At 65.1% G+C, this 11,359-nt stretch carries 13 protein-coding genes and 1 tRNA gene; 9 read left to right on the top strand and 5 right to left on the bottom strand.

The window, feature by feature from the left end:
• Nucleotides 1–13 precede the first annotated feature (13 nt).
• Nucleotides 14–838 carry an enoyl-ACP reductase FabI gene (gene fabI / locus ACKOED_RS01940; protein WP_408914887.1) on the bottom strand — a complete coding sequence of 275 codons (825 nt, stop codon included), beginning with the start codon at nt 836–838 and terminating at the stop codon, nt 14–16.
• Nucleotides 839–1,022: 184 nt separating this feature from the next.
• Between fabI and pdxH the strand changes: the two genes are divergently transcribed.
• The 3 genes from pdxH to ACKOED_RS01925 are packed head-to-tail and all read left to right on the top strand — an operon-like array spanning nt 1,023 to nt 3,545.
• Entirely contained in the window at nt 1,023–1,655 is a 633-nt protein-coding gene (gene pdxH / locus ACKOED_RS01935; protein WP_408914886.1) for a pyridoxamine 5'-phosphate oxidase, read from the top strand.
• Complete coding sequence (locus ACKOED_RS01930; protein WP_408914885.1) at nt 1,652–2,407, top strand: SDR family NAD(P)-dependent oxidoreductase; 756 nt, start codon at nt 1,652–1,654, stop codon at nt 2,405–2,407. The genes pdxH and ACKOED_RS01930 overlap by 4 nt, the downstream gene beginning before the upstream one ends.
• Nucleotides 2,400–3,545 (top strand): trans-sulfuration enzyme family protein, encoded by a 1,146-nt coding sequence (locus ACKOED_RS01925; protein ID WP_408914884.1) that lies wholly within the window; start codon nt 2,400–2,402, stop codon nt 3,543–3,545. The genes ACKOED_RS01930 and ACKOED_RS01925 overlap by 8 nt, the downstream gene beginning before the upstream one ends.
• Here ACKOED_RS01925 and hemN read toward each other — a convergent pair.
• Genes hemN through ACKOED_RS01910 form a run of 3 tightly spaced genes read right to left on the bottom strand, consistent with a single transcriptional unit; the run spans nt 3,542 to nt 6,942 of the window.
• Entirely contained in the window at nt 3,542–4,888 is a 1,347-nt protein-coding gene (hemN, locus tag ACKOED_RS01920) for an oxygen-independent coproporphyrinogen III oxidase (RefSeq protein WP_408914883.1), read from the bottom strand. The genes ACKOED_RS01925 and hemN overlap by 4 nt on opposite strands.
• Nucleotides 4,889–4,939: 51 nt before the next feature.
• Nucleotides 4,940–5,563, bottom strand: coding sequence for a pyridoxamine 5'-phosphate oxidase family protein (locus ACKOED_RS01915; protein WP_408914882.1), 624 nt, complete (start codon nt 5,561–5,563; stop codon nt 4,940–4,942).
• Entirely contained in the window at nt 5,560–6,942 is a 1,383-nt protein-coding gene (locus tag ACKOED_RS01910; RefSeq protein ID WP_408914881.1) for an aminotransferase, read from the bottom strand. Before ACKOED_RS01910 ends, ACKOED_RS01915 begins: the two co-directional genes overlap by 4 nt.
• A 183-nt stretch (nt 6,943–7,125) precedes the next feature.
• On the opposite strand from ACKOED_RS01910, the gene ACKOED_RS01905 reads away from it, so the two are divergent.
• The 3 genes from ACKOED_RS01905 to ACKOED_RS01895 all read left to right on the top strand — a co-directional run bounded on the left by ACKOED_RS01905 (nt 7,126) and on the right by ACKOED_RS01895 (nt 9,097).
• A complete protein-coding gene (locus ACKOED_RS01905; RefSeq protein ID WP_408914880.1) occupies nt 7,126–8,268 on the top strand; it encodes a RuBisCO large subunit C-terminal-like domain-containing protein in 1,143 nt (380 codons plus the stop codon).
• On the top strand, nt 8,265–8,699 hold the full coding sequence (locus ACKOED_RS01900; protein WP_408914879.1) for a cupin domain-containing protein: 435 nt from the start codon (nt 8,265–8,267) through the stop codon (nt 8,697–8,699). The genes ACKOED_RS01905 and ACKOED_RS01900 overlap by 4 nt, the downstream gene beginning before the upstream one ends.
• 194 nt (nt 8,700–8,893) lie before the next feature.
• Nucleotides 8,894–9,097, top strand: a complete 204-nt coding sequence (locus ACKOED_RS01895; protein WP_408914878.1) for a hypothetical protein — start codon at nt 8,894–8,896, stop codon at nt 9,095–9,097.
• 88 nt (nt 9,098–9,185) lie between these two features.
• Here the strand turns inward: ACKOED_RS01895 and ACKOED_RS01890 are convergent.
• Nucleotides 9,186–9,260, bottom strand: a tRNA-Thr gene (locus tag ACKOED_RS01890).
• 26 nt (nt 9,261–9,286) lie between these two features.
• Here ACKOED_RS01890 and ACKOED_RS01885 point away from each other — a divergent pair.
• From ACKOED_RS01885 to ACKOED_RS01875, 3 genes are all read left to right on the top strand, one after another.
• A complete protein-coding gene (locus ACKOED_RS01885) occupies nt 9,287–9,514 on the top strand; it encodes a hypothetical protein (protein WP_408914877.1) in 228 nt (75 codons plus the stop codon).
• A gap of 96 nt (nt 9,515–9,610) precedes the next feature.
• Complete coding sequence (gene murA, locus ACKOED_RS01880) at nt 9,611–10,900, top strand: UDP-N-acetylglucosamine 1-carboxyvinyltransferase (protein ID WP_408914876.1); 1,290 nt, start codon at nt 9,611–9,613, stop codon at nt 10,898–10,900.
• Between the two features lie 6 nt (nt 10,901–10,906).
• Nucleotides 10,907–11,338, top strand: a complete 432-nt coding sequence (locus ACKOED_RS01875) for a DUF2948 family protein (protein WP_408914875.1) — start codon at nt 10,907–10,909, stop codon at nt 11,336–11,338.
• The last annotated feature ends 21 nt before the right edge of the window (nt 11,339–11,359 follow it).

Genomic DNA, 11,359 nt, shown 5'->3' with positions numbered 1-11,359 from the left:
CCGCTTTCCCGGCCTATTCGCCATTTCCGTTCACGGTGATGTCCGGTGCGTCCGGGTTCTTCATGCCGACGATGTGGTAGCCGGCATCGACATGGAGAATTTCCCCGGTGACGCCGCGGCCCAGATCGGAGAGCAGGTAGAGGCCGGAGTCGCCGACCTCATCAATGGTCACGGTGCGGCGCAGCGGGGAATTATATTCGTTCCAGCGCAATATGTAGCGGAAGTCGCCGATGCCGGAAGCGGCGAGCGTCTTGATCGGCCCGGCCGAGATGGCGTTGACGCGGATCGCCTTGGGGCCGAGGTCGGCCGCCATGTAGCGCACCGAGGCCTCGAGCCCGGCCTTGGCCACGCCCATCACGTTGTAGTGCGGCATCCACTTCTCGGCGCCATAATAGGTGAGCGTGAGCAATGAGCCGCCATTGGTCATCAGCTTCTCGGCGCGCTGGGCCACCGCCGTGAAGGAATAGACGCTGATGAACATCGTCTTGGTGAAATTCTCGGCCGTGGTGTCCACGTAGCGGCCGGTGAGTTCGTCCTTGTCCGAGAAGGCGATGGCGTGGACGAGGAAATCGAGCGAGTCCCATTGCCTGGCGATGGCCGCGAAGGCTGCATCGACGGAGGCCATGTCGGAGACGTCGCAGGGGATCACGATGCGCGAACCGAGTTCGGCGGCCAGCGGCTCCACCCGCTTCTTGAGCGCCTCCCCCTGATAGGTGAAGGCGAGTTCGGCGCCGTGCTGGGCGCAGGATTTGGCAATGCCCCAGGCAATCGAGCGGTTGTTGGCCACGCCCATCACAAGGCCGCGCTTACCTGCCATCAACCCTTTGTTATCGCTCATGATTATGTGTCCGAAACCCAGTGGTCGGACGTTAATTGGCATAAGTCCGGCCACAGGTCCACAGAAAAGGGAGCAGGGGCCGCCGCGCCCCATGCTGGTCTGTGACCGCGCTTGATCCGTAAGGCATGCGGGTGGCATAAGCGCCCGCAGAGACAATCGGGGCCGGGTGCCCCTGGCAGAACACATGGCCTTATCCGACATATCCAAGCTGACCGCGGCGGCGGGCTTCACCGAGCGCTCCGACCCCTTCACCCTGTTCGGCGAATGGTTGAAGGAGGCGGAAACTTCCGAACCCAACGACCCCAACGCCATGGCGCTGGCCACCGTGGACGAAGAGGGGCTGCCAAATGTGCGCATGGTCTTGCTCAAGGGCTTCGATGAGCGGGGCTTCGTGTTCTATACGAATTTCCAGAGCCAGAAGGGCCAGGAAGTCCTCGCCGCCATGAAGGCCGCACTGTGCTTCCACTGGAAATCGCTGCGCCGCCAGGTGCGGGTGCGCGGTATCGTCGAGGAAGTCTCGGCGCAGGAGGCGGACGCCTATTTCGCCTCCCGCCCGCGTGACAGCCGCATCGGCGCCTGGGCTTCGCAACAGTCGCGCCCGCTGGAAAGCCGTTTCGCGCTGGAAACGGCGGTGGCGCTCACCACCGCGAAATATGCGATCGGCGAGGTCCCGCGGCCGCCCTATTGGTCGGGCTTCCGGGTGAAGCCGCTGGCGATCGAATTCTGGCATGACCGGCCCTTCCGGCTGCATGACCGCGTGGTGTTCAGCCGCCCGGACGAGGGCAGCGGCTGGTCCAAGGCGAGGCTTTATCCATGAACGCTACGCCTGATTCCGAGCGGAAAACCCTCATTCTCACCGGCGCCTCGCGCGGCATCGGCCACGCCACGGTGAAGCGTTTCTCCACCGCCGGCTGGCGGGTCATCACCTGTTCGCGCCAGCCCTTCCCGGAGGATTGCCCGTGGGACGCGGGCCCCGACGATCATATCGTGGTCGATCTGGCTTCCTCGTCAGACACGCATGTGGCCATCGCCCAGATGAAGCAGCGCCTCAAGGCACAGGGCTCCAAGCTGCACGCGCTCGTCAACAACGCGGCGATCAGCCCGAAGAAGCCGGGTGGCGCGCGCCTCAACACCATCGAGACCTCGGAAGATGACTGGAAGCGCGTGTTCCAGATCAATTTTTTCGCGCCGATCATGCTGGCGCGCGGCCTGATGGATGAGCTGGTGGCCGCCAAGGGCGCGGTCGTCAATGTTACTTCCATCGCCGGGTCGCGCATGCATCCTTTCGCCGGCGCCGCTTATTCCACATCCAAGGCGGCGCTCGCCGCGCTGACGCGCGAGATGGCGGGCGATTTCGGCCCGCATGGCGTGCGCGTCAACGCCATTTCTCCGGGTGAGATCGAAACCTCGATCCTCTCACCCGGCACCGAGAAGCTGGTGGCGCAGATTCCGCAGCGCCGCCTCGGCCAGCCTGAGGAAGTGGCCAAGGCGATTTATTTTCTGTGTACGGACAGTTCGAGCTATGTGAACGGCGCCGAGCTTCACATCAACGGCGGCCAGCATGTCTGAGCGGGGCCTCAAGCCCGAAACCGTCGCGGCGCATGCCCTGAAAGCAGTGGACGAGGCGACGGGCGCGGTGGCGCCGCCGCTCTATCTCGCCACCACCTATGCGCGCGACGGGGACTATCGCCCGAAGCTCAGGGAAAATTACGTCCGGAACGGCAACCCGACCCTGTGGCAGGCGGAACAGGCGATTGCCGCGCTGGAGCAAGGCTCCGCCGCCCTGCTGTTTCCGTCCGGCATGGCGGCGCTCACCACGGTGTTTGAAACCGTGCCGCAGGGCCGGCATGTGGTGGCGCCCAATGTCATGTATTACGGCACGCGCGACTGGCTGAAGCGGCTCGAGAAGCTGGGCCGCATCCGCCTCACCCTGTTCGATGCCGCAATGCCGGGCGCGCTCGAAGCGGCGCTGCGGCCGGGTGAAACCGACCTCGTATGGATCGAAACGCCGCTCAACCCGAGCTGGGATGTGATCGACATTGCCGCCGCCGCCGCCGCCGCGCATGCCGCGGGCGCCATCCTCGCGGTTGACGCCACCGCCACCGCCGCGGTGACGACGCAGCCCCTGCGGCTCGGCGCCGACATCGTGTTTCACTCGGCCACCAAATATCTGAACGGCCATTCCGATGTTCTGGCCGGCGCGCTGGTCACCGCGACGGAAGATGCGCGCTGGGCGGAGCTTCAGATGTTGCGCACCAAGTCGCAGGCGCCGCTGGCGCCCTTCGATTGCTACCTCCTGATGCGGGGCCTGCGCACCCTGTTCCTGCGCTATCGCCAGGCTTCGGCCAATGCCCTGGCGATTGCCCGGCATTTCGAACGCCATCCGAAGCTGGAGCGCGTGCTCTATCCGGGTCTCGCCAGCCATCCCGGCCATGCAGTGGCCGCACGGCAGATGCGCGATGGGTTCGGAGGTATGATGTCGCTTCTGCTGCGCGGCGGCTTCGCGGATGCACAAAGGTTCTGCACCAGCCTCAGGGTGATCGTCCCCGCAACCTCACTGGGCGGCGTGGAAAGCCTTGCGGAACATCGCAAATCGGTCGAGGGCCCGGATAGTCCGCTGCCTGATAATCTGGTGCGGCTGTCGATCGGCATCGAGCATGTCGGCGATCTGGTCGCCGATCTGGAGCAGGCGCTGGCGCGGCTCTAGACCGCCCTGGCGTGGCGGTTTGCTGCTGCCACGAAATGCGCATCGAAGGCCGCCGCCACATTGCGCAGGAACAGCCGGCGCCGCGCCGGAACCGTGATGCGGTTTCCGTCCAGCTCCGCGATGCCGGCGGCAATCAGGGGGTCAAGCTTCTCCGGCAGGTCTGCGAACACATCATCCGGAAAGCCCTGGCGCGCGGCGATGGCCGCGGGGTCAACGGCGAGGTCGCACATCAGCCTCTCGATCACCGCGGCGCGCAGCCGGTCTTCGGCCGTGGTGGCGATGCCGCGTATGACCGGGCTTTCGTCACGCTCGATCCGTTGCGACCATTCCAGCGTGTCGCGGGCCGATTGCACGAAACCCTCTGCGAATTCGCCGATCGCCGAAGCGCCGAAGGCGAGCAGCGCATCGGATACATCGGTGGTATAGCCCTGAAAATTACGGCGCATGGTGCCGCTCCGCGCCGCTTTGGTGAGCATATCCTGTTCCAGCGCGAAATGGTCGAGCCCGATCGAGGCATAGCCCAGGCCATTGAGCTCGGCCTCGATCCTGGTGGCCTGCGCATAGCGCGCGTGCACGCCGGGAAGCTCGGCCTCGTCGATCATGCGCTGGTGCTTCTTGAACCACGGCACATGGGCATAGCCGAACACCGAGATGCGGTCGGGCTTCAGCCCTGCCGCCTGCTGCGCGGTGCGGGCCACGCTCTCAACCGTCTGGCCGGGAAGTCCATACATCAGGTCGAAATTGACCGAAGCGAAACCGGCATCGCGCAGATAGTCATTGGCGGCGGCCACCAGCCCGTAGGTCTGCAGCCGGTTGATCCTCATCTGCACCGGGGTCGCGAAATCCTGGACCCCAAAGCTGATGCGGTTGAAGCCCATGCGGGCCAGCACCCTGGCGCGCTCGCGCGTCAGCGTGCGGGGGTCGGATTCGAGTGCGATTTCCCCGCCCGGCGCCAGCCCGAAAGCCTTGTCGATGGCCGCCACGATCTCGCCGATATGGAAATCGTCGAGATAGGTGGGCGTGCCGCCGCCGAAATGCAGATGCGTGACGCGGCCTTTGCGCCCTTCGAAAATCGCGGCCGAACGCATGATGTCCCGCACCAGATGGCCGACATAGCGCGCCGCCCGCTCATAGCTGTTCGGCACCGTGGTGTGGCAGCCGCAATACCAGCACAGCTGACGGCAGAACGGGATGTGGACATAAACCGATAGCGTTGCCTCAGGCGGCAGCGCCGCCAGCCATTGATCAGCGTAAGCGCCGGGGAAATCCGGTTGGAACTGCACCGCCGTTGGGTAGCTGGTGTAGCGCGGCACGTCCTGGGTGGCGAAGGGAATGAGTTGCATGTCCATGGCAGCCGACACTAGCGCCGAGGACAAAGCCCTCCTTGACCTCGATCAATAGAGGCCGGTCTTGTAGTCGCCTTCGACGCTCTCGTCGGCCCTGGCGGCCTCGTGCTCGTCCACGCCCGTTTCGCAGGTCTGGGCCATGATGATCCGGGCGATCGAGGGCAGCTGTGCGCGGTCCTGGCGGTAGTCGGGCTGCCACAGCTTCGAACGCTTCAACGCCTTGGCGCAGTGCAGGAACACTTCCTCGACAGCAATCAGGATGCCCACCTTCGGGGTCTTGCCGTTGACCGCGCAGTGCCGCAGCAGCGCCGCATCGTCGGTGATCCGCGCCTTGCCGTTCAGCCGCAGCGTATCCTCGAAGCCGGGAATGAAGAACAGGCAGCCGGCATTGGGGTTGGCGACGATGTTCGCCATGGTGTCGAGGCGGTTGTTGCCCGGCCGGTCGGGAATCAGGATGGTGTGATCGTCCACCACATGGACGAAGCCCGGCGGGTCGCCGCGGGGGCTGAGATCGGCCTTGCCCGCGCCATCCGCCGTCGAAATCACGAGGAAGGGCGACATGGCGATGAACTGCCGCGAATAGACGTCAAGCCCCGGGCGGGTCTTGGCGATGGCCAGCGGGTGGACATCGCCGAACCGCGCCCGCAGATCGTCTTCGCTGGCGATGCTCACGCCGCCCTCGCGTTTTCCGTCCTGGCCCAGGCCTCCATCCGGTCGAGGCCCTTCTCGAAGAGGTCGAACATCTCGTGGATCTCGTCGGTGGTGATGATCAGCGGCGGGCAGAGCGCCACCGAATCCTGGATGTTGCGCACGATCAGGCCCAGCTCCTGCATGGCGTTGACGGTGCTGGCGCCCACCATCTTCTTGGGGTCGAAGGGCCGCTTGGTCGCCTTGTCGGCAACCAGCTCGACGGCGCCGATGAGGCCAACGCCGCGCGCCTCGCCCACCAGCGGATGCTCGGCCAGCTTCCTGAGCCGCATCTGGAACACCGGGCTCATCCTGGCGGCATGCTCCATGATCTTGTCGCGCTCATAGATTTCGATGGTCTTGAGCGAGATGGCGCAGCCCACGGGGTGCGCCGTGTAGGTGAAGCCGTGCCCGAAGGTGCCGAGCTTGCGGCTCTCGTCCAGCATGGCCTGGTAGAGGTCTTCCTCGATGGTCAGCGCCGAGAGCGGGAAATAGGCCGAGGTGATGGCCTTGGCCATTGAGATCGAGTGCGGCTTCATGCCCATGGTGGTGGAGCCGAACCAGTTGCCGGTGCGCCCGAAACCGCAGATCACCTCGTCGGCGATGAAGCGGATATCGTAACGCGCAAGAATGGCGTTGACCTTTTCCCAATAGCCTTTCGGCGGCATCAGCACGCCGCCGGCACCCATCAAAGGCTCGCCGATGAAGGCGGCGACGGTGTCAGGCCCTTCCCTGAGAATGAGCTGCTCGAGATCGTCGGCCATGCGCTGGGAGAACTCGTCCTCGGTCTCGCCGTCGCGGCCGAAGCGGTAGTAGTGCGGGCAGGAGGTGTGCAGCACACTGGCAATCGGCAGGTCAAAGTCATTGTGAACCCAGGGAAGCCCGGTGAGCGAGGCCGAGGCGATGGTGACGCCGTGATAGGCGCGCACCCGGCTGATGATCTTCTTTTTTTCGCGCTTGCCGCGGGCATTGTTGTAATACCAGCTGAGCTTGATCTGCATGTCGTTGGCTTCCGAGCCCGAGGTGCCGAACAGCACCTTGGAGGCGGGGCAGGGGGCGATCTCCTTCAGCTTCTCGGAGAGCGCGATCACCCCGTCATGCGACTTGCCGCTGAAGGCATGGGTGAAGGAGATCTTGCGCAGCGCTTCAGCCCCCGCCTCGGCGATTTCCCGGTTGCCATAGCCAAGCGCCGTGCACCACAGGCCGGCCATGCCCTCGATATAGCGCTTGCCCTGGTCGTCATAGAGATAGATGCCGCGGCCCTCGTTGAGGATCAGCGGCCCCACCTCGCGGTGGCGGGCCAGATTGGTATAGGGGTGGATCACCGTCTCGATGTCGCGGACGGCCATGTTCGACAAGGGCATGGGAGTACCTCCAGATCGCGCCACTATATCAGCCGCTACGGCAAGGTGAAGGGGTGCCGCCAGCCGCTCAGCCCAGGCTATGCCCCGGGAAGATCACTGTCCTGAAGCATTTCCAGGCGGATCTCTGCTTCCCGGGGATCAATCATGTTGACGCGCATCGCGGCATATTGTTCCTTGGCTTGCATGAGCGCTCCCCGTTTTCATGTCACCTATCGCATTACGCCGGACGATCCGCGCCCCATCGAGGCGCATGCCAAGGACATCTGCATCGAGGAGACCGTCGAGATCCCCGAAGACTGTGTCCCCAAAGGCCATTGGGAAGCGGGGATCGTCGGGCGGATCGAATCGATCACGCCGCGCGGCGGCAGCCCTGGGGACTATGATGTCAATATCAGCTATCGCACCGACATCGCCAATGACGCCATACCGAACCTGCTCAATGTGCTGTTCGGGAACATCTCGATCCGCCGGGGCATCAAGATCGTCGATATCCAGCTGACCCCGGACCAGCTGAAAGCCTTTGGCGGCCCGCGCTTCGGCATTGCCGGAATCAGGCGCGATCTTAAGGTTCATGGCCGGCCGCTGGCCACCACAGCCATCAAGCCGCTGGGGCTGCACGCCAGGGAACTCGCGCGCCTCTGCGGCGGCTATTCGCTGGGCGGGCTGGATGTCATCAAGGACGATCATGGCTTGATCGACCAGCACTTCCACCCCTTCGAGGAACGCGTGGCGCGCATTCAGGAGGCGATCAACGCCGCCAATGCCAGGACAGGCCGCGTCACCCACTACTATCCGATGATCGCCGGGCGGTTCGACCAGGTCGAGGCGCAGATGGCATTCGCCCGCGCCCAGGGCTGCTATGGCGTGCTGATACCGCCGCTGCTGATCGGACCCGATACCGGCTTCCACCTGGCGCGCAAATACGGGCTTGCGGTGATGACGCATCCCACCTTTACCGGAACCCACTTTCATGATCCCCGCCATGGCATGACGCCTGCCATGCTGCTGGGCCGGCTATTCCGCATCTTCGGCGCCGATATCTCGGTATTCCCCAACGCCGGCGGGCGCTTCACCTTCACCGGCCAGGAATGCCATGACCTTGCCGCCGCCATGCGCGGAGAGCTGGGCGGGCTAAAGCCCGGCTTTCCAAGTCCGGCGGGAGGCATGACCATTGAGAAAGTGGGCGCCATGGTGGATAGCTATGGCGAGGATACGGCGCTGCTGATCGGCGGCGCGTTGCTGAAGTATTCGCCGGACCCGGAGGTGAGCGCGCGCGCCTTCCTCACCGCTCTCGAGGCCGCCGCCGCGGGGAAGGCCAGGCCATGAGCGTGCGCCGGTTCGAGGGCTTCCGCTGGGAAGACGTGCCGCTGCTGGCCTATAAGGACGGCGGCCCCTATAAGGGCGTCACGCGGCAGGTGCTGTTCGAGGGCGACGCTTCGCTGCCCGTGCAGTGGCGCTATTTCGAGGTCGCGCCGGGCGGGCATTCGACGCTCGAGCGGCATGAGCACCTTCATTACGTGCTGATCCTCAAAGGCCGGGGGCGCTGCCTGGTGGGCGAAACCGTCTCCGTCATTGGCGAACATGATCTCGTTGAGGTGCCGAGCCTTGCCTGGCATCAGTTCCGCGCCGCCGGCGATGCGCCGCTGGGCTTTCTTTGCCTGGTGTCGGCCAGCCGGGACAAGCCGCAGCTGCCAGGCCCCGCGGAACTCGCGGCGCTCCGGCAAAAGCCAGAAGTCGCGGCGTTCATCCGGCCCTGACCCTGGGTCGGGGCCAAACCGGACCGGATTGCCTTCACGCCGCTCCTTTCCGGCGCCTTCACCCGGCAAGCATTGCCGCCTCTCTTGCCTTGAAAACAGGCTGCGTGGGCCTTCACCCTTCAATTCCAGAGGATTCTCAAGACGCCTTAATCCGTTCCGGGCGCCGCTGCGTAAACTGATCGGAGGACCAAATCATGTCTGAACCTTTGCTCGCGCAAACCATCCTGAGTTTTGAGAATTTCCTTTCGGGGCATGGCTTTGGCGCCGAAGCCCGGTCAGCTGCCCAGCTCCGCGGCTGGCTCGACCGTGACGGCCGGCCGACCGAGGAAGGCCACCAGCTGTGCAGGGCGTTGCTCGGCCAGCATGAGCAGCGCAGCGTGTTCCGGAATGTGATCTGACGAGTCCGGAAATCATCCGGTAAAACATTACCTCCCCCGCGAGCAGCGGGGCGAACTCTCTGTTCTGTCAAAAAATTTGCGCGAAAACTGGTGCTGCCAGAGGGAATCGAACCCTCGACCTCTCCCTTACCAAGGGAGTGCTCTACCACTGAGCTACGGCAGCGCGCCGACTTTGAAGCGGGCGGACACATGCCACAGGCGGCGGGCCAGCGCAACCCTGATCCCTTGACGGGCCAGGCCGGGATGGCCGAAAAGCCCGCCATGGCAGAAAAAGCGTCAGGTTCGGACCCGCGCAAGGCCAGGCTGGCCAAGGCGCTCAAGGCCAATATCGCCCGCCGCAAGGAGCAGGCAAAAACCCGCGCGGCGGAGCCGGAGGCCCCCGACCGGCCCCCCGCGGAAGGCGATTGCCGCAATTGAGCCATCTGTGCTTGTTAGCGCCGTTTTCCGGTAAGAGAGGCGGTGCGGCCAGGCCGATTCGCGGCCGGGCGCCGGGCCAATGGGGGATTTGACAGCATGGATCGTATCCGCATCCGCGGCGGCAACCGCCTGAACGGAACCATTCCGATCTCGGGCGCCAAGAACGCCGCCCTGCCGCTGATGATCGTCTCGCTGCTGACGCCGGAAACCCTCACCCTGTCCAACGTGCCGCGGCTCGCGGATGTGCGGCTGTTGCAGCGCATCCTGCAGAACCATGGCATCGACATCATGGTGGCCGGAAAGCGCCCCGGCCAGAACGGGGCGGCCGGCGATGTCATGCATCTGACGGCCCGTGAGATCGCCGATACCACCGCACCCTATGAGCTCGTGTCCAAGATGCGGGCCAGCTTCTGGGTGCTGGGGCCGCTGCTGGCCCGCTGCGGCGAGGCCAGGGTTTCGCTTCCGGGCGGTTGCGCCATCGGCACCAGGCCCGTCGACATGCACCTCACGGCCATGGAGCAGCTGGGCGCCGAGATCGCCATCGAGGGCGGCTATGTCATTGCCAGAGCGAGGAAAGGCCTGAAGGGCGCCCATATCCGTTTCGACAAGGTGTCGGTTGGCGCCACCCACGCGGCGCTGATGGCCGCGGTGCTGGCCGATGGCGACACGGTGATCGAGAATGCCGCCGCCGAACCCGAGATCGGCGATGTCGCCGAATGCCTGGTCAAGATGGGCGCCCGGATCGAGGGCATCCACAGCACGGAACTCCGCATCCGGGGGGTGACCAGCCTCTCCGGCGCCACCCACAGCGTGATCCCCGACCGGATCGAAACCGGCACCTATGCCATGTGCGCCGGCATGGCCGGCGGCGATGTGCTGCTCAAGGACGCCAATGCCGGGCACCTCGGCGCGGTGATCGATGTGATGCGCCAGGCCGGCATTGACGTCGATGTCGTGAATGAAGGCGTGCGCATCCACCGCAACGGCGCGGCGCTGCGGCCCGTCACGGTCGATACCGCGCCCTTCCCCGGCTTTCCCACCGATTGCCAGGCGCAGCTCATGGCGCTGATGACCATGGCCACAGGCACCAGCACGATCCGCGAGACGATCTTCGAGAACCGCTTCATGCATGTGCAGGAGCTGGCCAGGCTCGGCGCCGACATCCACCTTCACGGCGATACGGCGGAAGTGCGCGGCGTTCGCAAGCTTACCGGCGCACAGGTGATGGCGACTGACCTCAGGGCCTCGGTCTCGCTGGTCATCGCGGGGCTTGCGGCGGCGGGCGAGACCATGATCAACCGCGTCTATCACCTCGACCGCGGCTTCGAGACGCTGGAGGAAAAGCTCTCGGCCTGCGGCGCCGACGTGACCCGCATTTCGGGCTGACCCGCCATGCTGCGGCTCTCGGCCCTCGACATTGAAGACCTGGCCGTCATCTCCGCCCACATGCAGGATGCCGTGCTGCTGGCCGGCGACATGAGCTATGATCGCCGGCGCAAGCAGTTCGTGCTGCTCGCCAACCGCTTCGCCTGGGATGAAGCCCAGGCGCCGCAGCGCCGCCGCACCGGGCTCCATTTTGACCGTGTGCTGGCGGTGAAGACCCTCAACATGGGCGGGCTGGAGAAGGACGAAGTTCTGTCGCTGCTCTCCGTCACCTTCGCCGAAATCGACGCCCCCGGCGGGGAAGTGCTGCTGAGCTTCTCCGGCGGCGTCACGGTGCGGCTGATCGTCGAGTGCCTGGAATGCCAGATTGCCGATCTCGGGCCCGCCTGGGGCGCCAGGAGCACGCCGCAGCATCCCACGGACGGCGAGGACCCGCTCTAGCCTGCCAGCCCCGGCTGCGGC

Origin of the sequence: Aestuariivirga sp., assembly GCF_046093005.1 — a bacterium.
Classification (GTDB): Bacteria; Pseudomonadota; Alphaproteobacteria; order Rhizobiales; family Aestuariivirgaceae; genus Aestuariivirga.
This window is presented reverse-complemented; position numbering and strand designations above follow the sequence as displayed.

Bases quoted from the DNA above. Each gene is read 5' to 3' on its own strand.
- hemN (WP_408914883.1), bottom strand. From the start codon at position 4,888: ATGCAACTCATTCCCTTCGCCACCCAGGACGTGCCGCGCTACACCAGC.
- ACKOED_RS01930 (WP_408914885.1), top strand. From the start codon at position 1,652: ATGAACGCTACGCCTGATTCCGAGCGGAAAACCCTCATTCTCACCGGC.
- pdxH (WP_408914886.1), top strand. From the start codon at position 1,023: ATGGCCTTATCCGACATATCCAAGCTGACCGCGGCGGCGGGCTTCACC.
- fabI (WP_408914887.1), bottom strand. From the start codon at position 838: ATGAGCGATAACAAAGGGTTGATGGCAGGTAAGCGCGGCCTTGTGATG.
- ACKOED_RS01895 (WP_408914878.1), top strand. From the start codon at position 8,894: ATGTCTGAACCTTTGCTCGCGCAAACCATCCTGAGTTTTGAGAATTTC.
- ACKOED_RS01905 (WP_408914880.1), top strand. From the start codon at position 7,126: ATGAGCGCTCCCCGTTTTCATGTCACCTATCGCATTACGCCGGACGAT.
- ACKOED_RS01910 (WP_408914881.1), bottom strand. From the start codon at position 6,942: ATGCCCTTGTCGAACATGGCCGTCCGCGACATCGAGACGGTGATCCAC.
- murA (WP_408914876.1), top strand. From the start codon at position 9,611: ATGGATCGTATCCGCATCCGCGGCGGCAACCGCCTGAACGGAACCATT.
- ACKOED_RS01925 (WP_408914884.1), top strand. From the start codon at position 2,400: ATGTCTGAGCGGGGCCTCAAGCCCGAAACCGTCGCGGCGCATGCCCTG.
- ACKOED_RS01885 (WP_408914877.1), top strand. From the start codon at position 9,287: ATGCCACAGGCGGCGGGCCAGCGCAACCCTGATCCCTTGACGGGCCAG.
- ACKOED_RS01900 (WP_408914879.1), top strand. From the start codon at position 8,265: ATGAGCGTGCGCCGGTTCGAGGGCTTCCGCTGGGAAGACGTGCCGCTG.
- ACKOED_RS01875 (WP_408914875.1), top strand. From the start codon at position 10,907: ATGCTGCGGCTCTCGGCCCTCGACATTGAAGACCTGGCCGTCATCTCC.